General features: G+C 44.1%; 18 protein-coding genes, 3 pseudogenes and 1 riboswitch. Of the genes and pseudogenes, 6 read left to right on the top strand and 15 right to left on the bottom strand.

What is annotated here, in order from left to right:
• Nucleotides 1-30: 30 nt before the first annotated feature.
• Nucleotides 31-387, bottom strand: coding sequence for a YibL family ribosome-associated protein (locus N5E84_RS16685; protein ID WP_026027197.1), 357 nt, complete (start codon nt 385-387; stop codon nt 31-33).
• A 291-nt stretch (nt 388-678) separates the two neighbouring features.
• On the opposite strand from N5E84_RS16685, the gene N5E84_RS16680 reads away from it, so the two are divergent.
• Nucleotides 679-2,340 (top strand): methyl-accepting chemotaxis protein, encoded by a 1,662-nt coding sequence (locus N5E84_RS16680; RefSeq protein ID WP_019281765.1) that lies wholly within the window; start codon nt 679-681, stop codon nt 2,338-2,340.
• A 129-nt stretch (nt 2,341-2,469) separates the two neighbouring features.
• On the opposite strand, the gene N5E84_RS16675 is transcribed toward N5E84_RS16680, so the two are convergent.
• The 5 genes and pseudogenes from N5E84_RS16675 to N5E84_RS16660 all read right to left on the bottom strand — a co-directional run bounded on the left by N5E84_RS16675 (nt 2,470) and on the right by N5E84_RS16660 (nt 5,526).
• Entirely contained in the window at nt 2,470-2,952 is a 483-nt protein-coding gene (locus N5E84_RS16675; protein ID WP_043004148.1) for a DUF1456 family protein, read from the bottom strand.
• 119 nt (nt 2,953-3,071) lie between these two features.
• On the bottom strand, nt 3,072-3,452 hold the full coding sequence (locus N5E84_RS21510; protein WP_410001445.1) for a CZB domain-containing protein: 381 nt from the start codon (nt 3,450-3,452) through the stop codon (nt 3,072-3,074).
• Between the two features lie 42 nt (nt 3,453-3,494).
• Nucleotides 3,495-3,968: pseudogene (locus N5E84_RS21505) on the bottom strand (methyl-accepting chemotaxis protein); the annotation flags it as partial.
• A 336-nt stretch (nt 3,969-4,304) separates the two neighbouring features.
• Complete coding sequence (ribB, locus tag N5E84_RS16665) at nt 4,305-4,961, bottom strand: 3,4-dihydroxy-2-butanone-4-phosphate synthase (RefSeq protein ID WP_019281762.1); 657 nt, start codon at nt 4,959-4,961, stop codon at nt 4,305-4,307.
• A gap of 92 nt (nt 4,962-5,053) precedes the next feature.
• A riboswitch (FMN riboswitch) is annotated at nt 5,054-5,210 on the bottom strand.
• 181 nt (nt 5,211-5,391) lie between these two features.
• Nucleotides 5,392-5,526 (bottom strand): hypothetical protein, encoded by a 135-nt coding sequence (locus tag N5E84_RS16660; protein ID WP_017042351.1) that lies wholly within the window; start codon nt 5,524-5,526, stop codon nt 5,392-5,394.
• 148 nt (nt 5,527-5,674) lie between these two features.
• Between N5E84_RS16660 and N5E84_RS16655 the strand changes: the two genes are divergently transcribed.
• Complete coding sequence (locus N5E84_RS16655) at nt 5,675-7,573, top strand: SgrR family transcriptional regulator (RefSeq protein ID WP_019281761.1); 1,899 nt, start codon at nt 5,675-5,677, stop codon at nt 7,571-7,573.
• Here the strand turns inward: N5E84_RS16655 and N5E84_RS16650 are convergent.
• The 3 genes and pseudogenes from N5E84_RS16650 to N5E84_RS16640 all read right to left on the bottom strand — a co-directional run.
• A complete protein-coding gene (locus tag N5E84_RS16650; protein ID WP_019281760.1) occupies nt 7,570-8,985 on the bottom strand; it encodes a coniferyl aldehyde dehydrogenase in 1,416 nt (471 codons plus the stop codon). The two genes, N5E84_RS16655 and N5E84_RS16650, sit on opposite strands and share 4 nt — an antisense overlap.
• 21 nt (nt 8,986-9,006) lie before the next feature.
• Nucleotides 9,007-9,489, bottom strand: coding sequence for an Lrp/AsnC family transcriptional regulator (locus tag N5E84_RS16645; RefSeq protein WP_019281759.1), 483 nt, complete (start codon nt 9,487-9,489; stop codon nt 9,007-9,009).
• A gap of 221 nt (nt 9,490-9,710) precedes the next feature.
• Nucleotides 9,711-11,366, bottom strand: a pseudogene (locus N5E84_RS16640) (methyl-accepting chemotaxis protein); the annotation flags it as partial.
• 57 nt (nt 11,367-11,423) lie between these two features.
• Here N5E84_RS16640 and N5E84_RS16635 point away from each other — a divergent pair.
• The gene (locus N5E84_RS16635) at nt 11,424-12,455 is read left to right on the top strand and encodes an IS630-like element ISVa15 family transposase (protein ID WP_026027704.1); all 1,032 of its coding nucleotides are present in this window, start codon (nt 11,424-11,426) and stop codon (nt 12,453-12,455) included.
• Nucleotides 12,456-12,462: 7 nt separating this feature from the next.
• On the opposite strand, the pseudogene N5E84_RS16630 reads toward N5E84_RS16635, so the two are convergent.
• From N5E84_RS16630 to N5E84_RS16605, 6 genes and pseudogenes are all read right to left on the bottom strand, one after another.
• Nucleotides 12,463-12,699: pseudogene (locus tag N5E84_RS16630) on the bottom strand (methyl-accepting chemotaxis protein); the annotation flags it as partial.
• 218 nt (nt 12,700-12,917) lie between these two features.
• Nucleotides 12,918-13,145 carry a hypothetical protein gene (locus N5E84_RS16625; protein ID WP_013868195.1) on the bottom strand — a complete coding sequence of 76 codons (228 nt, stop codon included), beginning with the start codon at nt 13,143-13,145 and terminating at the stop codon, nt 12,918-12,920.
• 215 nt (nt 13,146-13,360) lie between these two features.
• Entirely contained in the window at nt 13,361-14,851 is a 1,491-nt protein-coding gene (gene putP / locus N5E84_RS16620) for a sodium/proline symporter PutP (RefSeq protein ID WP_019283022.1), read from the bottom strand.
• A gap of 68 nt (nt 14,852-14,919) precedes the next feature.
• Entirely contained in the window at nt 14,920-15,618 is a 699-nt protein-coding gene (locus tag N5E84_RS16615; RefSeq protein WP_017042347.1) for a 1-pyrroline-5-carboxylate dehydrogenase, read from the bottom strand.
• A gap of 21 nt (nt 15,619-15,639) precedes the next feature.
• Complete coding sequence (putA, locus tag N5E84_RS16610; RefSeq protein WP_069211903.1) at nt 15,640-18,762, bottom strand: bifunctional proline dehydrogenase/L-glutamate gamma-semialdehyde dehydrogenase PutA; 3,123 nt, start codon at nt 18,760-18,762, stop codon at nt 15,640-15,642.
• A 291-nt stretch (nt 18,763-19,053) separates the two neighbouring features.
• Nucleotides 19,054-19,878: an AraC family transcriptional regulator gene (locus tag N5E84_RS16605; protein WP_017042345.1), complete on the bottom strand. Its 825-nt coding sequence runs from the start codon at nt 19,876-19,878 to the stop codon at nt 19,054-19,056.
• A 426-nt stretch (nt 19,879-20,304) separates the two neighbouring features.
• Here N5E84_RS16605 and N5E84_RS16600 point away from each other — a divergent pair, with 426 nt between their 5' ends.
• The 3 genes from N5E84_RS16600 to N5E84_RS16590 all read left to right on the top strand — a co-directional run bounded on the left by N5E84_RS16600 (nt 20,305) and on the right by N5E84_RS16590 (nt 24,411).
• Nucleotides 20,305-21,408 carry a PEGA domain-containing protein gene (locus N5E84_RS16600; protein WP_026028446.1) on the top strand — a complete coding sequence of 368 codons (1,104 nt, stop codon included), beginning with the start codon at nt 20,305-20,307 and terminating at the stop codon, nt 21,406-21,408.
• A 156-nt stretch (nt 21,409-21,564) separates the two neighbouring features.
• Entirely contained in the window at nt 21,565-23,385 is a 1,821-nt protein-coding gene (locus N5E84_RS16595; protein ID WP_019283023.1) for an SUMF1/EgtB/PvdO family nonheme iron enzyme, read from the top strand.
• A 309-nt stretch (nt 23,386-23,694) separates the two neighbouring features.
• Nucleotides 23,695-24,411 carry a PAS domain-containing protein gene (locus tag N5E84_RS16590; RefSeq protein WP_017044931.1) on the top strand — a complete coding sequence of 239 codons (717 nt, stop codon included), beginning with the start codon at nt 23,695-23,697 and terminating at the stop codon, nt 24,409-24,411.
• Nucleotides 24,412-24,431 lie beyond the last annotated feature (20 nt).

The following is a 24,431-nucleotide window of genomic DNA, read 5'->3' as shown; positions in this document are numbered from 1 at the left end:
CTGGCTCTTTTCTGTCGTAAAAAATGATGGTTAGAAGGTTTTTGGAGCGAAACCAGTCATCACTTCTAAACGCAGTTCTTTGCCCATTGTTGTCATCGGGTGTACCACGATTAAACCTTTAACTGACTTTTTCAATTGACCTAAATCCGCCTGTTCGGCTTTGGTCAACTCACGAGAAAATGGCATATCGAGCAAACTCTTACGCTCTTTGCTCACCGTATAATTTTGCTTGTGTTTTGCTTGAGCGAGCTTTTTCGTCAGTTGTTCTACTTCATCGGTAAATTTGCTGATCATTACTTGATCGCCACGACCTTTAGCCGCATCGAGCTTATGGCGACACGTATCTAAACGGTTATTGAGTTGTTGAATTTCATTTTTCAGGCTCATGCTCACTGGCTCTTCGAAAGTAAAGTGGGCGCGGAGTATATCACAGCCTATCTATACTCTATATAGAAATTAAGCTTAAACCGGTGAAATGAAAGCCACTGGCAAGTCATAGAGGGCATAACAACTCTACTTAGCATTCCAATTTGACATAACACCCATTTTTCATATGAAAATATGCTCTTTGTAAGACGCGGTGCCGCAAACTTAGCTAAGCTATATTTATAACAACAACGAGCATGTCAACCGTCAGTTAAAGTACCAAGGCCAATAACATAACAACAGGAAATAACCATGAGCCTGACTATTCGCCAAAGACTCTACGTGCTATCCATTGTTCCGCTACTGATTATTTCGTTAAGTATGATGTATCTCAGTTTTTCAGAAACACAAAAACTGAATCACGAACAAATGGCTGCTACCCGCGCTAGCATGATGGAGATGAAACAAAATGAGCTGCGTTCATATCTGCAAATTGCCGATACAGCGCTCAAATCACTCAAACAAAAGAACGCTCCCCTCAGCGAAGCCATCACCATACTGCGTGACATCGCGTTTGAAAATAGTGGCTATATCTTTGGCTACAATAGCAAAGGGGATCGACTACTACTGGGCCAAAGTAATGCTGGTTTAGGCGATAACTTTTGGAACATGCAAGATACGCATGGCAACTATTTAATCCAAGATTTAATCAAAAATGCCAAAGTAGATAAGTTCACTACCTACTATTTCCCCAAGCCGGGAGAGACGACACCACTACCTAAATTGGCCTATTCTACCTATTTACCACAATGGGATCTAACGATAGGCACTGGCTTTTACACCGATGACATTGATGCCGTAATCGCCAACATGGAAACACTCGCTGCGGAAAATATGCAAAGCAGTTTAGTCAATATCGGTTTGATGAGCTTGATCATTATCCTCATCGTCGGTTTTTTCGCCATCATTTTAAATCGCAGTATCATGCGTCCTCTCGAGCTATTTGATTTATCGATTCGTTCATTTGCAAGCGGTGACGCTGATTTAACTGCAAGAATGGAAAAATTCAACGCCCCTGAATTTGCAAGATTAAGTGATAACTTCAATGCCTTTGTCTCCAGCTTGCAAAGTATCATTGCGCGCGTGCACCAAGTTGGGCAACAGGTTGTGGATGAAACCAATGACATGACACAACGAGCACAACAAGTTGACGCCATTGCATCAGGGCAACGTGAAGAGACCGATCAAGTAGCGACAGCGATGACAGAAATGACCACGACTGCAACAGAGATCTCGAACAACGCCCACCATGCCGCTCAATCAGCAAAAGATGCTGACGACAACGCCAAAGATGCCCATGAAATTGTTGATTCAGCCGCACAATCGGTACAGGATCTCGCCAAAGAGGTCGCTGAAGCGAGCCTTGTGATTTCAAAACTGGAAGGCGATGTGAAAAACATTTCGTCTCTACTTGCGGTTATCCAAGATATTGCGGAACAAACCAATCTACTGGCGTTAAACGCAGCTATTGAAGCGGCTCGCGCGGGCGAGCAAGGACGAGGATTTGCCGTGGTAGCGGATGAAGTCCGAAAATTAGCCAGCCGTACCCAAGACAGTACAGGGCAAATTCATGCCATGATCGGGCAACTGAAAAATGCCTCTGATGCCGCAGTTAAAGCGATGGATTCAAGCCAAAGCCGTAGCTTAAGCACCGTAGAAAAAGCCAATGCCGCATCGACAGCATTACAAAAAATTCAAGACTCTATTGCCACGATTATGGATATGAACGCGCTGATCGCAACGGCAACAGAAGAGCAAAGTATTGTTGGGCAAGAGATATCAGAGCGCATTGTGGTGATATCTGATCAAAGTAGTCAATCGGCTGAACTGGCTAATCAGAACCAAGCGGGTAGCCAGCAGTTGAATAGCCGAGCCAACGAACTCTATGAGTTGGTGGACCGCTTTAAAGTTTAGCAAGAAGAAGTAAAACTGATATTCGTAAGCGTCAGAATGAAGATCGTTGATCACTAAGTAAAAAAGCCATGTCTACATGGCTTTTTTCAATGAAGAGATCCCTAATGACTTACAGGAGATTTCTTTGGTTTAATCGATTTTTTCTTGATATTCGCGTTTATCTTCTGGACGCAACTGACGCTGAACACTCATTAAAAAGTTACGCAGGATCTGATCTTTACATTCACGGTAGTGTTTATTGTCAGGCTTGCGGAAAAATGCATTGAGCTCGTGCTTACTTAAACGAAAATCGATAAAAGCCAATGTGTCTAAAATATCTTCTGCTTTCATATCCAGCGCAATACGCAATTTCATGAAAATCATATTATTGGTTAAGCGTGTTTCAGGCTGAGGTTGTTCACCATCGCGTTTACCACGCTTTGTATTGATTAAACCATTGAGAAATATCGCTAGATCCACATCACTCAACACAGATTCCGTCTCTTTGTTTAGCCAAGTAGTCACTTGCTCTTGAGTAACGCAGCCGTCCGCAGCAGCAAAAATCTCAACCATAGCTGAGTCTTTAAAGTCAAAAGTGTAGCGAATACGGCGTAAAATATCGTTATTGGTCAAAATAGATCCTAGGGTTAGATTTCCAGTGCCATCAAGATGACAGACTGTGAAGAAATAGCGCGCCACTGTAGCAGAAGAGCGATCGGACACCTATCTATTTTACGTAATACCGTCTGAGTTTAATGTGTGTTTACTACCTCTTTTAGTAATCGGTCTATCGAATCAACCACCGATTTACTGGCCAACTCCATAGTATCAACTTGCTTAATCAGTTGTGTCCAATCACCATTCTGACCAAACTTCAGTGCACTCTTTCCTGAATCATGCACCAATTTATGAGGAGCATTCAAACCAGCAAAGCTGGGAAGCTGGCTGTATTCACGCGCACCATCACCCTCAAAATACCATTTACCTAAACGGCACTCTTGATGAGTATTCATCCCATGTTCAAACCGACGATTGAGGATGTGATCGTACACTTCATTTTTCCAAACTGCGTGATCCAATTTCACCGTATCAAGGAAAGAACACGCCGTCGCAATACGAATAACTTCTTGCATTTGTTTTGATTTGTCTAAAACGATTGTTACCGTCTGTTTTAATTCATTTGAAGCATTTTCTACTTCGATTGCACATTCTTGACTCTGATTCATTGAACCTTTAATACTTTCCGTTTGGTTCTGAACTTGCCCAACTAAAGATTCAATCTTAGTGCTGGCATCATTGGCTTTGGAAGCTAATGCCCGTACTTCATCGGCCACGACCGCGAAACCTCGACCCGCTTCACCTGCGCGTGCCGCTTCAATAGCTGCATTCAGTGCCAATAAATTGGTCTGTTGCGAAATCTCTTGGATCGTGCCGACTAACTGGCCAATCGAAATGGTTGTTTTATCTAGAACAGTCACCGACTCCATACTAGCGTGAGCGTATTCTGCAATTTTTTCTGCTCGAGAAGATAAGTGATTAATTGCTGTGCTTGTCTGACCAAAAATACTATTCAGTTGCTTCAGTGATTCGTTCTCACGCAATAAATTCTCAGCATTGTGAGCTAGACCAGAACGGATGGCTTCTAGCATGTGGCTACCACTCAAATGGCTGGCCATCAAATCAGACTCTAATTGAGTTGATGTACGCAATAAGGCCAGCTGTTCTTTTAGCTGCTGAATTTCATCTTGCCACTTTTGTTGCTCAAGTCTTTGCTGTGCTTGTAATGCAGCTATATGAGCCTTCAAATCATCATTTTCTTTTTGCATTTTCTTATTAAATAGCATGCTCAACCTCGGCAAAAATAACATCGTCAATCTACATAAGTTTAATCGAACGTTAATAATTTTATGCACTTCTCATTTCAAAATGAGCAGATTAAATCGGAGTAATGTGAAGGGACGCACCTAGCCTCCCTTCGACATTCATTAAGCCTGTTTGAGTTCAAGTCTTGTTCGATACAGCACCATATCTTCAATCGTCAATACAGGCATATTGTGCTTTTGCCCGAACGCAACGATCTCGGGTGTTTTGGCCATGGAACCGTCAGGATTGGTGAGTTCACACAATACGCCCGCAGGCATTAAACCTGCCATTTGCATAAGATCAACCGTCCCTTCTGTATGCCCACGACGAGCCAAAACACCTCCCGCCCGAGCGCGAAGTGGGAAGACATGGCCGGGGCGTGCAAGATCATCGGCTTTAGCATCAAAGCGGGCCGCGGTTTTTATTGTGGTCACTCGATCTTGCGCTGAAACGCCCGTGGTTACACCTGTTTTTGCTTCAATCGAGACAGTAAAAGCGGTTTGGTTTGTGCTATTGTTATGCATTACCATCGGGGGCAGTTGCAATTGATTAGCCTGTTCATCGGTCAAACATAGGCAGACGATGCCACTGCATTCACGGATCATCAGTGCCATTTGTTGTGTGGTCAATGACTCAACCGCATAAATGATATCGCCTTCATTTTCACGATCTTCATCATCAAGCAACAACACGCCTCGCCCTTCTTTAAGCGCAGACAGTGCGTTTTCAACACGAGTAATAGGGTCGCCAAATTTGGCAAGTAGAGATAGCTGATTCATGGTTGTACTCCTAAAAAATCACCAGAATCAGGGCTGCTATGAGGGATCAAATCCAAAACAAATTGCACCAGTTAGCGAACTAACTGGCGTCTCTTCATTCTCTCTCATCCGGACTATAACCGTCGGCTCTGGTTTTTCACCAGATCTGCTGACCTCGATACATCGAGCGCTCGCGGGCTCATCTGCCTTCTCAACTGAAAAAACAAACACACCGCCGGTGGGGAGTTTCACCCCGCCCTGAGAATTTAAAATATAAATTGGCTTTAAAAAAGCGATGTCATGGTAGTCGTTTACGATAAAGATGAAAAGTAGGACGAAGAAAAAGTGATGTGCATCGAAAAGGAAAGGCATCCTGCAATTATGCAGTTGGGGGTAACAGGAGCATAGCTAACTCAAGAGTTTAGGGTATGCAAGATGCCTTTATTCATGGTCACCAGTGACATAAATGAATCAGAGCTAAAATCGCCATTACCTCTATAGGGTTACGTGATTTTTCTAAACGCTGGCGGTAATAGATCGCCAGCGGTGTTGGCTGTTTGGTGTCAGTCGTTATGGGGTCGTTCATCATTCACCTCCTCAGCTATCGATGCGTTGATTGTGAATCAAAACAAGGAATACAAAAACTGAGAATTTTTTATTTTTTAATTCCTCATATCATCAAAATTAGCCTTAAAACGATATTTAAAAACTAAAAATCAATAAATGAGGAACAAATGATCATTAATATTTCTTATTTAGTTCTTCATAAATTCGCTACTATACCCAAACAACTTGACCATCAAGGAGGGCAAAGCGCAAGGCCGTGCGAAGAACTGAACTGCCTATCTCTTCCCTTTCATCCAGAGGATTTGCGAGTGTCTGATCTTACTTTATTACGTTATTACACACGCCTGACCGTGCTTGGTGTGGGTCAAGAGATTAAAGTGTCGTTAACACAGGTTGCAGAATGTTTATTCACCTCACCGCGTCATGCACGAAATCTGGTGGCTAAAATGCAGCAACAAGGTTGGCTCAAGTGGCAACCCAAAGTCGGACGTAACCAACGCTCGATACTGCGCCTGAACCTCGATTTAGACACAATCAAACAAACGCTCGCGAAAGAGCAAATTTTGGCTGGGAAATATGAAAAAGCCTTAACCATACTGGATAATGATGAGGTAGTGTTTGGGCGTTTGTTGCAAAGTACTTCCGGAGCATCTATTCGCGAAGGTCGCTTACACATTCAACTGACGTATAAACGACCATTTGAACGGCTAGTGCCCCATCAAATACAACGTAGTAGTGAGCGATTTCTGCTCAGGCAAATCTATTGCTGCCTCATCCAGTGTGATGAACAAGGACGCTTTCATCCAGAATTAGCCCATCACTGGGAGTATGATGCACAACATTTTCAGTGGGTATTTTATCTTCGCCCCGGATTGGCGTTTCACGATGGCTCACCGATTGATGCTAATACGATCGTGAGTTTATTTGCCAAACTCTCTAGTTTGGAAGAGTACAAAAAAGAGCTCGCGCATTTGGTTGATGTAAGCGCACCACAACCACAAAAAGTAGTATTTTCTCTTAATCAATCTGATTTAGGATTTGCAGGGTTGCTCTCTGGCGTCAAATATTCAATTCAACCAGCCAGCCAAGTGAACAATGCATACTCCCCAATGGTGACAGGTTGTGGCCCATTTCAAGTTCAAGATCACTCACCTCACAAACTCATTTTAAGCGCATTTGACCAATTCTATGGCTGCCGAGCTTTAACGGATCACGTCACAATTTGGATTTTAAATGAAGACGAGTTGTACCCTCAAGGCATGCATATCAAACAAAAAAATCAGCAACAAAACATCTCTTGCCACCACGATGTAGAGCTGAGTAACGTTGAAGAACTGGCGATCATCACCTCTAATCAGTCATCAAGAGTGGAAGATGGCTGCATGTTTATTTTGTTCAATCAAGGTGCTCATTCACCTCTCAATGAAAATCAGAAACGCTACCTAGCTACCGAGATATCTGGAGAAAAACTAGAGCACTATTTAGCACAACAACCAACTAAGTTTGACGCAGTCGTTGCCAGTAACCTACTGCCAGTATGGCAACCTGTGGTGCGACCACCAGCGCCCAAAGCAAGCCTGCCAAATCAAATCTCGATTGCCGTCTATGACTACACGGTACTGATTCATTGCGCCTTCGGTGTGAAACATATTTTAGAGGAGATGGGGCTGGCTGCTGCCGTCAACATTTACTCCTACCGAGAATTGAATTTTCTGGCCCAGCAAGGCAAATTGTACGAAACCATAGTTATCACCAATATTAATTTAGATGACAATCGGCATTTCAGTGCATTTAGCCATTTATTTGGCAACCCAATGTTGCACCATTGCATTGGCCCCGCAGAGAGCCAATGGCTGCTCAAAGCGTTAATCGACATTCGATCAACGACACCATTGACACACTACCTTATCGCGTTGGAACCGCTAGCATCGAGTTTGATCAACGAATACTGCCTCGTCCCTTTGTTCCACCATAAGCAAACATTACGTTTTCAGGGTGTGCTCAAAGACGTTGCACTGACCAACTGGGGATGGCCTGATATTAAAAATGTGTGGTCCATTGATTAGCGAATAAATAGCCTGCGTAATATTGCCAGCATCACTAAACGATAACGCAGCATCCACTGGCTACGTGGCAACCAACGCTTAGAAAACAATACGGTTTTGGCGTGTGAAAAGGTCTTAAAACCTTCAATCCCGTGATAGTGCCCAACCCCAGAATCGCCAATACCGCCAAAGGGGGCATCATCGGCGGCCACATGTAACAGAGTATCGTTCACCGCTAGGCCACCACTATGCGTTTGTGTACTAACCTGTTTGATCACCTCGTGATCATCACTCATTAAATATAAAGCTAACGGACGTGGGCGAGCGTTGATATAAGCTATCGCTTCATCCAAACTGTGATAGCTCAATACTGGCAATATGGGGCCAAATATCTCATGTTGGGATAACAACATATCAACCTTCACATTCGTCACTAAGCAAGGCAAAAATTGATACGTTCCCGCTTTTGCATCGCCTTCTACGGGATGCAATGTGGCCCCTTTTTGTTTAGCATCGTCTAAGTATTGTTGCAGCCTATCAAACTGGGTTTGATTAATAATATGTGACGTATCATAGCCATCTTTAGTGGAAAAATAGCGCTTAAAGCGTTGCAGATAGAGCTCCACAAAGGCTTGTTGTTTGCCTTCCGGCAGTAAAACATAATCAGGAGCAACACAGATCTGCCCTGCATTGATGGCTTTGCCAAGCATGATGTTATCAACGCTACGCGCAAGGTCAGCATCAGGTGCAATGATCACGGGGGATTTCCCGCCAAGCTCTAACGTTACTGGTGTTAGGTTTTTCGCAGCCGCTTGGGCAACCAATTTACCTACCGGTGTTGACCCCGTAAATAACAGATGATCAAAGGGTAACGCACTGAACTGTGCGGCAACGTCAGCCCCGCCTTCTACAGTATCAACCGCTTCATCGACCGTCGCAAAAATACGCATCAACACTTGGTTGGTGCAAGGCGTATGTTCACTCAATTTGACCATAGCGCGATTACCTGCTGCCAATGCTGTGACTAATGGAGCCATACTGAGCACGATAGGAAAATTCCAAGGCACAATCACCCCCACAAGGCCCAAGGGTTGATAGTGAACGCTCACTGTCGACGGCAATAATAGCCAACCTGCATGACGCGATTGCGATTTTGTCCACGATTTGAGGTGTTTTAGCGTGTAATTAATGTGTGAAACGGCCGGTAGCAGATCGCAAACCGTACTATCAAAGCGACTTCGATAACCATAATCCCGATTTAAGGCCTCAACGAGCGCGGTCTGTTCACTGAGTAACGCGGTTTTTAAGCGCTGCAACCAAATACGTCTTTGCTCAAGGCTAGGATACGGCTCTGCTATTGTCTGCTGTTTTAACCTAGTAAAAAGTGTCGTAACGTCTTTAGTTAAGGGCTGTTGCTGTTCTGTTTCTTGCACCGTATTTCACCTCATTCGCAGCTAAGGCAGCGTCTTGGAAATGAGCTCAGGATTAATGCCAAAGCTGGCTTTATGTTCTTCAATCACAAATTCACTGCGCGTTTGAATCACTCCCGGCAATGTCCCCAACTTGCCAGACATAAAACTTTGGTAGGCTTTCATATCTTTCACCATCACTTTGATCATGGTGTCAAAATCACCGGACAATGAATAACATGCTTCAATTTCTGGAATGTCCGCCACTGCTTGTGAAAAACGCTCAAAAATAGAGAAACTGGTTTGATCCAATCGAATATGAATGAACACTTGTACATCCAGACCTAACTTTTCTGGGCACAGTTCTGCATGGTAGCCTTTGATGTACCCTTCCTTTTCTAAGCGTTTGACACGATCAGAACAAGGAGATGTGGTTAAATTCACCAACTTTGCCAGCTCAACAACGGGAAGCCGTCCTTTACTGTGCAAAATACGTAAGATCTGTTGGTCGATGCGGTCTAGGCTCATGGTTTTACACGGCGCTCTAAAAAAAGTGATATGGCATACAATAATGGCTTACAGCGTTAAACCAACCTATCATCACAAGGCATTGTGATATAAATCACATAGAATAGGGGAACGTTAGAATAAAAAGACTGAGGAGAAAAAAGGAAAAGAAAGTGAGCAAGAACCCACTTTCTTGGTTGTAATCTATTTATCGCCTCTTTACTTTGAGTACGTTGAGATGATTACAGTTTGAAACGAGAAATTTCTTTATCTAACTCATTCGCTAAACGGTGCATTTCATGAGCTTGTTGCACTGCATTTTGCGCATCACTGGCGAGTTGGTCGCTGACTTCACGTACCGATTCGGTGTTGCCATTAATATCCGCTGTCACCAAAGATTGCTCTTCTGCTGCTGATGCAATTTGCGTCGCCATATCACTGATCATCTGAATGGCTTCGCTGATTGCGTGTAAGCTTTCTCCTGTGTGGTTCACATCTTGCACACTTGTTTCGACCAGTTTATGGCTTTCCGTCATGACAGAAACAGCATTGGTCGTTACCTTCTGCAAACCGGAAATTTTAGACTGGATCTCCTCGGTAGAGGCATGAGTGCGCTGAGAAAGCACTCGGACTTCATCAGCTACAACGGCAAAGCCACGACCTTGCTCTCCGGCGCGCGCTGCTTCAATCGCCGCATTCAAGGCCAACAAATTTGTCTGCTCTGCAATCGAGCGAATGGTCGACAGAATGGTTGAAATCTCATTAGCGTGCACTTCTAATTCACCAATGATGCCCACAGCACTGCTAAGCTCTTGTGCTAACTGATTGATTGACTGTTTGCTTTGCTGCATCTGGCGATAGCCTTGTGCGCCAAGCTCAACCGATTCATTGGCATTTTTAGCGGTATTATCAGCATTGCCCGCGATTTCAGCGGTCGCAGATGCCATTTCAGTTACCGCAGTTGCAACCATAGTAATTTCATCTTGTTGAGTACGAATCCGTTCACTACGTTGACTGGCTGAGCTTGCGGCCTGTGTCGCTCCTTGGTTAAGGGAAACGGAAACATCACGCACGCTTTGCACCATGACATGGATGCGATCGACAAATTTATTGAACTTATCCGCTAAGATACCGACTTCATCGTCACTGCGAACGGCTAAACGACGGGTTAAATCGCCATCACCTTCGGCGATATCTGACAAAGCTTGAGCAATATTACTCAACTCATTCAACTGACGAGCGACGAACCATGAGGTCGCTAATGCCAAGATCACTAAAATCATCAAGCCAATCAAGCTCTGTTTCAATAGCATGTCATTGAGTGGCTGTTCAAGAACCGTTTTGTCCATCACCATAACCAACAGCCAGTCGGTATGTTCAATACTTTGCGCCATCAATACTTTGGCCTGACCATCAATATCAACAAAGAGTGGTAATTGAGAATTTGCCGCCTCTGATATGCTTTGAATGGTCAGTTGTGAGGCCATTTCTTGGGTAGGTTTTAAAATAAGCTCTTGATTGGGATGGGCAACAATTAGCCCCTTGGTATTCACCAAAATAGCATTGCCCTTCCCGGGAACCTCAATAGCTAAGACGTCCTTGATCAATTTACCCAAAGCTAAATTGGAAGCGGCGACGCCAATCAGTTGGCCATTTTGACGGACAGGTTCTGCCAATGTCACCACTAAGGTTTGCATGGTAACGCTGACGTAGGGGGCGGTTGTGATCGGTTTACCCGCGACTTTGGCTTCTTTATACCAACCACGCTCACGAGGATCATAACCATTTTGGTTACGCGATCCGTCATTGCGGATCATATCGCCCTGTTCATTACCGTAATAACTCAGCCCAAACTCACCAGACTCCAAGGTTTGGCGTAGGTGAGGAACAATGTCTATACCCGTGATCATTGAAGATGCTTGATTTTCAATAGAATCAGGATCATGCTACAAACCATGAAAATCACACTGACTCCTCAACAGAAACTGCAACTCGAACAGATGCACGACATTGAGCGTGATAGTCGAGTTTGCGACCGTATTAAGGCTGTTTTGCTGGCTTCTGAAGGCTGGAGTCAGACTATGATTTCACAAGCTCTTCGTATTCATGAATCGACCGTTGCACGTCACCTCAGTGACTACGTACTTTCTGAAAAACTTAAGCCTGAGAATGGAGGAAGCCAAAGCAAGCTTTCTGCTATTCAAACCATGCACCTAATCGAGCATTTGACTGAGAAAACCTATTCTCATACTCATCAAATTGTCGCCTATGTTAAAGAGACGTTTGGGCTTGATTATACTGTTTCTGGTATGAACAAATGGCTTCACCATAATGGTTTTAGCTACAAGCAACCGAAAGGCATACCACACAAGTTTGATGAAGCAAAACAGCAAGCATTCATAGAGGCGTATGAAGCGCTAAAGGCAAGCTGTGGCGAGGATGAATCGATAGTCTTTATCGATGCAGTTCACCCAACACTATCAACAAAGATATCGCATGGCTGGATACGTACTGGTCAGGATAAAGTGATTGAAACAACGGGTAATCGTAGCCGATTGAACATTATTGGCGCACTGAACCTGTCGGATATTGGTGCAACCATTGTTCACGACTATGAGAGCATTAACAGTGAATCGATTGTTCGTTTTTTCTGTAAGTTAAGAGAGAGTTATTCGTTAGCCCATAAGCTTCATATCATATTAGATGGTGCGGGATATCACCGCAGTGACTTAGTCAAAGATGCGGCGTTTGTCCTGAATATTAAACTGCATTATCTTCCACCTTACAGTCCAAACCTCAACCCAATAGAGCGGCTATGGAAAGTAATGAATGAGAAGTCGAGGAACAACGTTTACTTCAAAAGAAAACGGGACTTCAAGGCGGCAATAGACCAATTTTTTTCTGTGACTCTTCCAGAGATCGCAGGCTCTTTGACATCTCGAATTAATGATCATTTTCAGGTTCTCAAGCCTGCATCTTCAAGTTGATTCGGTATAATTGTGGATTACGCTCAATTTCGTTTTTTAATCCTAGCAGCGTTTTTTGTTTACCATTAAACCAGTCACCAATCCCTTTTGCATGAGCCTGTAATGTATTACGCGCTTCACTCTCAATCGCTCTCCAGCTGTCGGTTTTAAAGGTTTGATAGCCAACCATAACCAATGCAGCGGCTGTCAATGTAATAGCAGCAACCACAGAGAACACCATTTTTCTCTTTAAACTCAATTGCATTGCAATGCTCCTTGAAGCTTGTTCACCAAAGTAATGGGCTTGAGAGTATTACAACTATGGATTATTACTTTGCCTAAGTTCCCAATACTTGACACTCGTGCAATAGAACGGCACGTAAATGTGCACTAAATCAAACTTAGTCAGCCGAATAAAAGCAAAATTATCTTTTGAGCGAGAGGCGCACTACGCCAAAAACCTTAGCGCAGTGCTGGAAGTATTTAGAGAACGCGGACGCGTGAGAAGTCGGTGTGGCTTAATGTTGATGGGTGATTACATACTCGGCAAAAACCTTGCTTTTCCATTTTGTAATGAGGTTCACCTTGTATAATGAGCGCAAAAAACTTTTGAACACCTTGCCACGTTGAACAAGGTTCTGACTGACAGCGCTTCATCACGACTTTATGTGGTGTCTCTTTACGACAACAGGTGCAATAAGCTTTTGACATGGTCCAATAATCCCTACAATTTGCATCATTATTGATAATTGACACATTTTGCGCCTACAGGTTCATTTTCCTCAAACTTTAGTGTGTGTTTCGTGAGCTATCTTCAAAAAACGTCCATCCCAATCTCCTTATTTTCTGCTAAGCACACTACACAATCTAACCTGTACAAAAAAGCCCCTCAGAAAGGGGCTAGTTATTGAACAACGGTATGAATGTCAATCTAGTTCAACCAGCTGCTTTTTAAAGGTCACGTGCTGTGCTCTCACGCTCTCTTCGGGTTCAGCTGTCGCTAAGCTCACCACAACGATCGCAAGTACAGAGAAAATGATCCCAGGAACAATTTCATACACATCAAACCAACCGCCAGACAGTTGTTTCCAAACCACAATTGTCACGCCACCAACAATAATGCCGGCTAGTGCACCATTGCGGTTCATTCGAGACCAATAAAGGCTCAATACCACTGCAGGGCCAAATGCGGCGCCAAAGCCCGCCCATGCATACGAAACTAAGCCGAGCACGGAACTATCTGGTGTCATGGCCAGCACTAACGCAACGATAGAAATTAGAATCACAGCAAAGCGGCCAACACGAACTATCTCCTCCGACGTTGCATCTTGCTTGATGACTTGCTTATAAAAATCTTCCGCTAACGCAGAGGAAGAAACTAATAATTGCGAGTCAGCGGTACTCATAATTGCCGCAAGAATAGCCGCAAGCAAAATACCTGCAATAACTGGATGGAAAATCGCATTCACTAGCAGCATGAAGATTTTTTCACCATCTGCCAGCTCCAGCGAACTGGTGTTCGTCACATAAACAAGCCCAACTAAGCCAACCAACAAGGCTCCCGCCATGGATAAACCGGTCCAAATGACCGCAATACGACGTGCTGTGGTGAGATCTTTATTTGAGCGAGACGCTTTAAAACGCGCCAAAATATGGGGTTGACCAAAATAACCAAGCCCCCATGCCATTAATGAGATAATGGCAACGCCCGTTAACGGCTCACCTTTCACATCATGCCACAGCGTCAGTAGCTCTGGGTTTATTGCGGATAGATCTTGACTCAGTTGACCCAAACCACCGTTGATTGCCGCGATGGGCACAATCATTAATGCCGCGGCCATCAATAGGCCTTGCACTAAGTCAGTCCAAGAAACGGCTAAAAATCCACCAAACAGTGTGTAGGAGACCACACAAATGGTGCCAATAATAACTGCGGTTGAATAATCTAAACCAAATACCGTTTCAAATAGTTTACCGCCAGCCACAAGGCCAGAACTGGTATAAAAGAGGAAGAACAGCAAAATAAAGAAGGCTGAAATGGTTTGAATCAGTTTAGATTTATCATTAAAACGGCGTGATAAAAATTCAGGTAATGTTAATGAATCTGTCGTGATGCTATAAGTGCGCAAGCGCTTAGCATTCACTAACCAGTTAGCCCATGTGCCCAATAATAAGCCACCCGCTAGCCAGAAAGCCTCAATACCAGCGGCGTACGCGTAACCAGGTAAACCGAGCAATAACCAACCGCTCATATCAGATGCACCCGCCGATAAAGCCGCAGGCCAAGGGCCCAGTGATCGCCCTCCTAAGAAATAATCTGCGGAGTTCTTCGTTCGAAGGTATGCAACCACACCAATAGCCAGCATCAAAATAAGATACAGGATAAAGGTGGTTGTAATAGCAAAGCTATTTTCCATTGTGTTTGTCCTCTTTAAAAGATCGCCTTCCATGTCCTCTTCCGAAGAAGAGGATAAAACAGAAAGGATTAATGGGTTTCGCTACCAAGCTCAAGCAAGGTCGCATTACCACCCACTGCTGTTATATTTATTGTGCGAGTACGCTCGGTAATAAAGCGCAACGATAAGTGAGGATCATGAGCCACGGGGATCGCGCTCAAGTCCGTTTCAGAAACTAGGCTGACAATCGCACCATTACGATCAGCTAGCTGACGGTTGAGGCTACGCTCAACCGAAGTGTTCCCAACGTAACCTACACTTCGAACGTCCGACGCCATCAACGGATGATAAGCATCAAAAGACGTAAACTGAATGAGATTAGTAGGGAGTGTTGACTGCTCAAATGCCGCTTGCAGTGTTCGAATCAACATCGCATCGTCACTACATAAGACGACGCTATTGCCTGCCACAAGAGCGGCACAAAGCTGAGCTGCCACCGCCTGTTGCGCTTTATCACTGTGTTCACCTTGGATGATCACAGCCACGCCCCGACCTGCGGTGTATAGCTCATTGGTTTCTCCAGTAGGACCGATCAATTGATGCGAATGCGCCAACAGCGCCGATGCCTGATGAAGATGGTAAGAAATCACTGTTGCCAGTTGTGGCATAGCGCTTTCTAGTAGATTTTTAAATGAAAGTAAGCACTCACATTTAGAATCAAAATCGGTGATATTCCAATTTTCCCATGCTGAAAAAGCGTCAGAAAAACGTGTTACTTGATGAACCATGCTAATTCTCCTGAGCCTTTATTACTGAGAAAATTCAGTTTGAGTAAAACGGTATAAGTAATGTGGGCCACCTGCCTTTGGTCCGGTACCAGAAAGCCCCTGCCCACCAAATGGTTGCACGCCCACCACCGCACCCACTTGATCACGGTTGATGTAACAGTTACCTACTCGGGCGTGTTTTTCTATCCAACGATACGTCGTTTCATTGCGGCTATGGATCCCCATGGTTAAACCAAAACCAGTTTGATTAATTTGCTGCACGACATCGGCCAGCTCACGCGCTTTAAAACGCACGATATGTAAGATCGGCCCAAATTGTTCTTCGGTTAAGCAGTGAATATCTGAAATTTCAAAAGCCGCTGGCGGTACAAAATCGCCGTGTTGGCACTCCGAACTGAGTTCTAATTGCGCAACTTTGGTCTGTGTCTTGGTCATCTGTTCAATGTGAGAGAGCAACTTTTGTTTGGCTTTTTCATCAATAACAGGGCCGACATCTGTACTGTGGAGGTAAGGAAGACCAATCTTGAGCTCATTCATCGCACCATGAATCAAGCTGATGATGCGATCGGCAATATCCTGTTGAACAAATAGCACTCGTAATGCAGAGCAGCGCTGCCCGGCCGAAGCAAAGGCAGAACGAATCACATCTCTCACCACTTGCTCGGGTAAAGCCGTACTATCAACGATCATCGCATTTTGCCCACCCGTCTCTGCAATCAACGGCACTGGCGCGGCGTCACGTTGAGCAAGAGCTTGATTGATACGTTGCGCGGTCGCTGTTGATCCAGTGAACGCGACACCTGCAATGGCAGGGTGAGAAGTCAGCGCACTGCCAATTTCTGCACCACGTCCGGGTAACAATTGGATAACGCCAGCAGGAAAGCCAGCTTCCAACATCAGTTCCACGGCACGCGAAGCAATCAAACTGGTTTGTTCTGCGGGTTTGGCAACGACCGTATTACCCGCAACTAACGCTGCCGTGATTTGCCCAAGAAAAATCGCAAGAGGGAAGTTCCATGGGCTAATACACACGAAAACACCACGACCTTCACGACTCACTTTACGCTTTTCATTATCAAAACTCGTCACTTCAAAGGGTGTTAACGCGGAAACTTGTTTGGCGTAATAGCGACAAAAATCTACCGCTTCGCGGACTTCATCAATGCTATCGTGAATGGTTTTCCCTGCTTCGTGATGACAAATGGCGACCAGTTCAGCCAAGTTCTCTTCGAGTAAATCAGCAAGTTTATCAAGTTTGCCCGCGCGAACACTGTGCTCTTCTTGCTTCCAAGCAGCAAAGGATTGCTCCGCTATTGAGATAGCTTCGGAAACATGATCAAGGTTGGCAAATACCACTTGTCCAACATGCTTCCTACGGTCATACGGCGCAGTCACAACTTCCAGCGATGCCCCTACCTTGATCATGCTTTCGAACTGAGCAACACCATTGATGATAGGAGAAGCATGCCACTGTTTACTGAGCCAACATTCTACTTTCGCTTCAAAAGGCGTTGCCTCACTTTCAATATCAATATTGACACCATAGGAATTAACGCGCTCGGCAAAGATATGCGGTGGCAAAGGGATTTTGGTATTTGGTAAAGAATCAAACGAGAGCAACATATCGACGGGATGTTGCGTTAACGTATCAATAGGACAACGAGCATCAACTAAACGATGCACAAACGAACTGTTCGCACCATTTTCAAGCAATCTACGAACTAAATAAGGCAGTAAGTCTTTATGACTACCTACTGGAGCATAAATTCGCACCGATTGTTGATAGGCTTTCATTGCATGATGATAAAGAGCATCACCCATGCCATGCAGACGCTGGAACTCAAAATCTTTGTGTTGTGACATCACCGCAATCGCGGTCACGGTTTGTGCATTATGACTGGCAAATTGAGGGAAAATATGACCACGAACACCCTCGCTTAAAAGAAAACGAGCGCAAGCCAAATAGGCTACATCAGTAGCTTCTTTACGTGTGTATACCGGATAGTTGCTGTAGCCACTTTGCTGAGACCACTTCACTTCGCTATCCCAATACGCCCCTTTGACTAAACGCAGTGGGATCACATCACCTTGCTGTTTCGCCAACCCATTAAGCCAAACTAAAACGGGTAAAGCGCGCTTAGAGTAAGCTTGTACAACTAAACCAAATTTCCCCCACCCTTTCACGGGCTCACTGCGATATATCTTTTCAAATAGCTTTAATGACAGCTCTAAACGGTCTGCTTCTTCTGCATCAATAGTGATCGCCACATCCAGCTCGATAGCACGGGCTAAAAGCTGTAGCAGTGTGCTATAAAGCTCGCTCAGCACGCGCTCTTGATTAGCCACCTCATAACGCGGATGCAATGCAGAAAGCTTGATTGATACGGACGGTGCCGAGCTGGTTGATAAGCCATATTTCTCGCGGCCAACCGCCTCAATCGCCATCAAATAATCTTTGAAATATTTATTGGCATCGGCCGTGGTTAACGCCGCTTCACCGAGCATATCAAATGAATAGGTATAGCCTTTATCACGCATAGGACGGCCATTTTTTTGTGCTTCTTCAATGGTTCGGCCTAGCACAAATTGGTGGCCCATCACCTTCATCGCTTGGTGCATCGCCTTACGAATCACTGGCTCAGAAAGCTTATTCACTAGACGATTAACCGCCTGCGTTGGACTAGTCGTATCCACATCAGCAAGGCCAATCACTTTACCAGTCAGCATCAACCCCCACGTGGACGCATTGACAAAGACAGAGTCAGAATTTTTCAGATGAGATTTCCAATCCGCAACGCTGAGGCGATCTTTAATAAAAGCATCCGCGGTTTCCGCATCGGGAATGCGCATCAGAGCTTCAGCCAAACACATCAACAAAATACCTTCTTGCGTATCTAAACTGTACTCAAGTAATAAGGCATCGATCATTTGCACCGCTTTTTTGTCGGCTCGGATCGCTTCGATTAACTGGGTTGTTTTATTTAATATCGCCGATTTTTCTGATTCTGTAGCTGTTGCCAGCGGTAATAACTGCTTCAGCCATTGAGATTCGTCCACCATATAAAGTGGAGAGATCAGCGACCACAGCTTATCAAGCGGTTGCTCGATAAACTCTGCATTCAACACATCTGTTGCTGTAAACATGCGTTTTCCTCAATCTCACTCCCGAAAAAGGTCGGGTTTCCTGCAATGGCTGGCAGTGTATTTTGAGCGCGAGAAGAATACTTGTCAAAAACTCCGAGTTTTTTGCTAAAAACTCTGGCTATTAACAAAATAAAAACACAATCACATCAATTGACATCATGTACAAAGCAGAAAACAGCAACATTGTTTCCAAAATTTAACCAAAGATGCACGTGTTGCCGATAGGTCAAGGCAAGCAATATAAAAATGATGTGGGAATTACAAACAAAAAAGAGGCAGGGATATAAAGAATTAGCGACGACACAATTTTCGGTATTGCGATGGAGAAATACCTTGCAAGCGAGTAAATGAATGAGTGAAGGTACTTTGTCCAGAAAAGCCTGTTAATTCCGCAATTTGACCAAAACTCAAACAACCTTGCTCAATCAAATCTTTTGCCATATCAATTCGTTTACCTAACAAATATTGATGAGGCGTGATCCCCATTTGTTCTTTGAACAACATATGAAATTGGCTTTCACCTAAATAAACGCGGCCCGCTAATTGAGCGACTGAAATTTTACGACCAAGGTGCAGATCGATATAACGATCAATCGCTTCAAGATCAAAACGAGACTCTTTGCGATGCGTTTCAAATACAGAAATATGGCGTTGCAGTAATGCCATCACGGTGTCATTGCAGGCACGGCTCAACAGTAAATCATCAGGGCTCGATTGCATCTCTTTAACTAGCAATTGGATCAGCTTTTGGATTTGCCCATCCAGCTGAAAGTAAATATCCGCATTCGACAACTCATTCATTTTTTGTAGAAGCAAAGGGTCATCTCCACAGGAGATTGGAAGGTTAAGCACTAAGATATCCGACTGCCCAACGACACCACCAAACGCATGACCAGTTCCAGAGGTAACGACACAACCCTGCCCCGGCCCCACCAAATTGCCTACACCTTGTACTTCAAACTCAGCTTGGCCTTTTAATCCGATAACGACTTGGGTATAACTATGATCATGACACTCCATGTACGAGGGTAATGTCACTAACTCTGCTGGCCTAGGCGACAAAACTTTGTCATTTTGTTGATAGTTAGATAGCTTAGCCGAAGAAAAGTCACTCATATTGCTGCATCATGGTTGAGGTTAGAAGCTGATGTTATAACAAAACTATCAGGAGCGAAAACAAAGCTGTATTTTTTTAAAAATTAAACATCAAAGTGCATATGAAGCTTAAGCTTAGGGGTGAAATGAGATCGATTTTTCAAAACGGAACAATGATCAAGTGCACATAAATTACGGTCAATGTGTGTTCAATCCCAAAACCCCTAAATAGATCGAAAATAGAGACTTGCATATTTCGCTATTAGGCTCAAAATGAAGATGCACAATTATAAAATTTACAAAATCAGTCACCTAGTAATAGATTTAAGTGAATTTTGCTATTGTTCGGAATAAATTTTGCATTATGAATACAGCTTATCCATTAAAGCTGTCAAAAGTTTGTCTTTCCCACTTTTGTGGTTAAACGTTAATTTGTTGCAGGGACCTATGATCACACGTCGCATCCCAGCGCTATTGCTTGCGCTAAGCCCTTTTTGGGTATCTGCATCGGTGTACGCGGAAGAAGTTATTCAGGTAGATCCTGTCACCGCTATCGATGAAAAAATGACTACTAAACAGACGGAAATCGACGCGATTTCTGCAGAATACGAAGCAGAGGGAGCCAAGCTTCAACAACTTAAAAATGAACATGTTCGTATTAAACGAGAAAGTGAAGAACTTGATGCTAAACGCAATCGAGCCAAGTCTGCTTTGGACAAACAATATAGCCGTCTTTTAGATGATCCAGACACAGATTTAGCCTCGTTTCAAAAGAAGTACCAAGAAACATGGGCATCAGTGAAGCAGAACCAAGCTGAAGGCCTTGAGAATAATCAAGCGATGACCGAAGTTGAAATGCGCTTGTCTCAAATCAAACAGAAGCAAGCTCGTCTCAGTAATGAGTATGCGAACCTCGAAGAGTCGCGCATTGAAGCTAGGGTCAAACGTCTCGAAGCCGAACTGCGTGAAAGTAGTGTTCTTGAAACTGGCTATAAAACCACCTGTTCAACGACAATGACACTCGGTGAGTGTTCAAATCAGGGACAGCACCTTACCAAACAAAAAGCGGTAAAAACGTTTCGGGCCAAGTTGCTTGATGACCTAACCGAATCGGTCATTGCCAAGCAAAATCTGAAAGGCGTGGAACTTAATATCCATGTACAAGATAGCCAAATTATTCGCAGTGGTTTTGAAGGCAACAACGAATACTTCACCCAAATGCAAGCTCAGCTTCAAGCGAAACCAGAAGCGGTGGCTGCGTGTAAACTGCTTAACGTGTCAACTCGATACTGTTTGAAAGGCGGCGTGTCTGAAGGTACGCAAAAAAATGACAAACAGTGGGCAAATGTGACCGTAAGGTCGGATCAATACAACGATGCCGTAACCATCAACGGTATTAACTACGGCAGTACACCTGTTGAGATTGTTTTGCCCAATGGCCGCCACCAAGTTACCGTCTCTAAAGATGGCTACGAAACCTACAACCGGGTATTAACAATTAACGGCAATGATACGGTTTGGATAAAGCTAAGACCGAATAAAGAGGGTTAATTACCTCAAAAAAACTCTGTTTTTCTGTCGTAATTCACAAAGATGCGGTTAAAACGCCATTTTGTCATTAAGTTATTGAAAGATGACTTCAGACAAAATGGTGTTTTCGTTTAGAATAGACACAATGAACTAATAACTTAACTGAAGTAGATAATAATGCGACAAGGTTTACCCGCTCTCTTATTAGCACTTTCGCCTTGCTTAGTGGCAACATCGACGATGGCAGAAGGAACGCCTTCCTCAGTAATTGCCATTGATGATGCGTTGTTTACTAAACAGTCCGAATTACAGGCAGCCCAGAAGGCCACCCATGAACAACAAGTGGTTGTGAACAACCACAACAGTGAGTTAGACAGGCTAACAAAGCAAGCCCAGCTCTTTGATAAGGCACTTGCAAAAGCAAAAACTGACTTAGAACGCGAGTACATGAAAATGATTGATGATCCTGAACTGGACATCATGCCTTCACAAAATGCCTACCAAGCAGCTTGGGCTAATGTAAAGCAGAATCAAAAAAACCGTTTAGAAGCTGAGCAAAAACGCCAAGAGTCAGAAGCACTGCTGGCACAAAAAAGGGCCGAGCAGAACACGGTCAGCAAAAATATCAATGAGCTAGAACAGCATAAATTACGCGCGCGAGTTGAGCGTTTAAGAGATGAACTCAAACAGAGTAGCACCGAGAAAGTTAGCTTTACTAACGCTTGTAGTGCCGATATGACATTGGCTCAATGCTCGAAACAGACCACTGACTTAGCGCTCCAGAAAGCGGTAAACCAGTATCAAACCAAGTTAATAGAGGCCACAAGTGAGGCCAAGCTCGTCCAACAACATCTGGCCAATGTCTCTTTTAATATTCATGTACTGCGCCATAAAACCGTAGATTCAGGTTTCTACAATGGCAATAAGTACAAAGCCGTACTAGATGTTCAGCTTGATGCAAGACCGGATGAAAACACACCATGTCGGTTGCTGAATGTCGAATCACAATACTGTTTCGCCCCAGGCGAATACTCAGCCAATACAGAAAAACAGAAAGAAATTGCTTGGGTTACCCTATCGATTCGCTCGAACCAATACAGTGATAAAGTCTCTATCGACAATGTAAACTATGGTAGTACTCCCGTCGAAGTGATGCTTCCAGTGGGACCGCACATGATTACGATTGAGAAAGAAGGGTATTACTCATTTAATCAAGAGCTGAAAATTACCTCAGATCATACATTAAGAGCGAACCTACGAGAAAAAGACAACCTACTTAAACCTGGACATAAATTTGCTGATTCCCTCAAAGGGGATATTAAAGCTCCTGAGTTAGTCACTTTGATCTCAGGCGAATATTTGATTGGCGAGCACGCATCGAAACAAGTTTTCCTTGATCATGCTTTCGCAATTGGTTCAACCCCCATAACTGTGGGTCAATTTGAAACCTTTGTGAATCAAACCACCTACCAAACTGATGCTGAGCTACAAAAACTGTGCACAGCAGTCGCCGAATCTGAAATTACCCCGATTGCAGGTAGCTATTGGCGCGACCCTGGTTTTAAGCAGTTGAGCAACTCGCCAGTGGTGTGTATTAGCCAAAATGATGCGAAGGCCTATACTCGCTGGCTAAGTAAGGAAACTGGCTATAAATACCGTTTGCCGACTGAAGAAGAGTGGGAAATTGCCGCTCGCGCTGGTACACAAACAGACTATTGGTGGGGAGATGATTTCGGAACTGGGAAAGCGAATACTGGCTGGAGTGGTACACCTTGGTCAAATAAAAGCACCTCTCCTGTGAAGTCTTTCGCTCCCAATGGCCTAGGCCTTTATGATGTTGTCGGTAACGTGTGGGAATGGACAAATGACTCAAGGGGTCAAGCAAAAGGTGGAGCATGGAGCTTCTCCCCTGCAACGGCGGCGGCTTATGGTAATTTGTTTATTGCTCCTGCTACTTCTGCAAATTATGTTGGCTTCAGGGTCATTAGGGAACTTTAGGTAAGCTGAACTAGCCCAACCATTTATATAACAAAGGGGGGAATTCCCCCCTTTGTTATTGCACTCTCGTCGTCTAAAGTGGTGTTAAATATCAAACACGTTTGATATTTGATATCCATGTGGTATCCCTATGAATTTGCAACACCCTCGCAGCATTCATAGAACCTCTTCTGCACGTCGACAAGAAGCAATTCTTGTATTTATGCCAGCCCTTCTTCAGGCTGGCTTTTTTATGTTCAAATGCCGCTATGGATTACAACCCGCCATGCCATTGGTATTATATCAATATCATTGTTAGGAGAACCCGCTATGGTCAACTTCCTCAGCGCAGAACAAATTTCATTGTTTCAACAGCTTCCGGGATATTGGGGTTGCAAAGATCTTAATTCGGTTTTTGTTTACGCAAACAATGCTTATGGCAAATTAATTGGTGTTAGTGATGCAAAACAGTGCATTGGATTAACTGACTTTGAAATGCCAAGCCCGACAACCGCTTGCGCCGCAGAATTCCAGCAACAAGATCGATGTGTAATCTCCACAAAAAAACCGTTAAAAGTGCTGGATATCCACCCCTATGCTGACGGTTCTTGGCGCGCTCATATTTTCACCAAAACCCCATGGTTCAACGCACAAGGTGAGGTTCAAGGTACAATTTTTTTCGGGCAAGAGCTAACTGATACCGCGATTTTGGAAGTAGGCCATTGGATATGCCGAGCAACAGGTTTAACGACCACACAGCATTCCGCGGGTGTTCTAGAGCCCATTTCCGGGCCCCTAACCACAAGAGAATCTGAGGTTCTTTTTCTTCTGCTTTATGGAAAAAAGCCCAAACACATTGCTCGGGTGATGAAGATTTCGATAAAAACAGTGGAAGGCTATGAAGCAAAATTGCGACATAAATTTGCAGCCCACAGTAAAGAGCAACTTATCGATATGGCTCTAGACCAAGGTTATGGCTCAAACATCCCCAAGACCTTGCTCAAAACGCAATTATCCGTGGTACTCAATAGTGAATGCCCCATATAAATGAGGCATTCATTGCGACT

Source organism: Vibrio sp. J502, assembly GCF_025397955.1.
Taxonomy (GTDB): domain Bacteria; phylum Pseudomonadota; class Gammaproteobacteria; order Enterobacterales; family Vibrionaceae; genus Vibrio; species Vibrio anguillarum.
This window is presented reverse-complemented; position numbering and strand designations above follow the sequence as displayed.

What these genes read in the sequence shown, in the direction of transcription:
- N5E84_RS16685 (WP_026027197.1), bottom strand. Translation starts at nt 387, where the DNA reads ATGAGCCTGAAAAATGAAATTCAACAACTCAATAACCGTTTAGATACG.
- N5E84_RS16680 (WP_019281765.1), top strand. Translation starts at nt 679, where the DNA reads ATGAGCCTGACTATTCGCCAAAGACTCTACGTGCTATCCATTGTTCCG.
- N5E84_RS21510 (WP_410001445.1), bottom strand. Translation starts at nt 3,452, where the DNA reads ATGCAAGAAGTTATTCGTATTGCGACGGCGTGTTCTTTCCTTGATACG.
- ribB (WP_019281762.1), bottom strand. Translation starts at nt 4,961, where the DNA reads ATGAATCAGCTATCTCTACTTGCCAAATTTGGCGACCCTATTACTCGT.
- N5E84_RS16660 (WP_017042351.1), bottom strand. Translation starts at nt 5,526, where the DNA reads ATGAACGACCCCATAACGACTGACACCAAACAGCCAACACCGCTGGCG.
- N5E84_RS16655 (WP_019281761.1), top strand. Translation starts at nt 5,675, where the DNA reads ATGATCATTAATATTTCTTATTTAGTTCTTCATAAATTCGCTACTATA.
- N5E84_RS16645 (WP_019281759.1), bottom strand. Translation starts at nt 9,489, where the DNA reads ATGAGCCTAGACCGCATCGACCAACAGATCTTACGTATTTTGCACAGT.
- N5E84_RS16635 (WP_026027704.1), top strand. Translation starts at nt 11,424, where the DNA reads ATGAAAATCACACTGACTCCTCAACAGAAACTGCAACTCGAACAGATG.
- N5E84_RS16625 (WP_013868195.1), bottom strand. Translation starts at nt 13,145, where the DNA reads ATGTCAAAAGCTTATTGCACCTGTTGTCGTAAAGAGACACCACATAAA.
- putP (WP_019283022.1), bottom strand. Translation starts at nt 14,851, where the DNA reads ATGGAAAATAGCTTTGCTATTACAACCACCTTTATCCTGTATCTTATT.
- N5E84_RS16615 (WP_017042347.1), bottom strand. Translation starts at nt 15,618, where the DNA reads ATGGTTCATCAAGTAACACGTTTTTCTGACGCTTTTTCAGCATGGGAA.
- putA (WP_069211903.1), bottom strand. Translation starts at nt 18,762, where the DNA reads ATGTTTACAGCAACAGATGTGTTGAATGCAGAGTTTATCGAGCAACCG.
- N5E84_RS16605 (WP_017042345.1), bottom strand. Translation starts at nt 19,878, where the DNA reads ATGAGTGACTTTTCTTCGGCTAAGCTATCTAACTATCAACAAAATGAC.
- N5E84_RS16600 (WP_026028446.1), top strand. Translation starts at nt 20,305, where the DNA reads ATGATCACACGTCGCATCCCAGCGCTATTGCTTGCGCTAAGCCCTTTT.
- N5E84_RS16595 (WP_019283023.1), top strand. Translation starts at nt 21,565, where the DNA reads ATGCGACAAGGTTTACCCGCTCTCTTATTAGCACTTTCGCCTTGCTTA.
- N5E84_RS16590 (WP_017044931.1), top strand. Translation starts at nt 23,695, where the DNA reads ATGGTCAACTTCCTCAGCGCAGAACAAATTTCATTGTTTCAACAGCTT.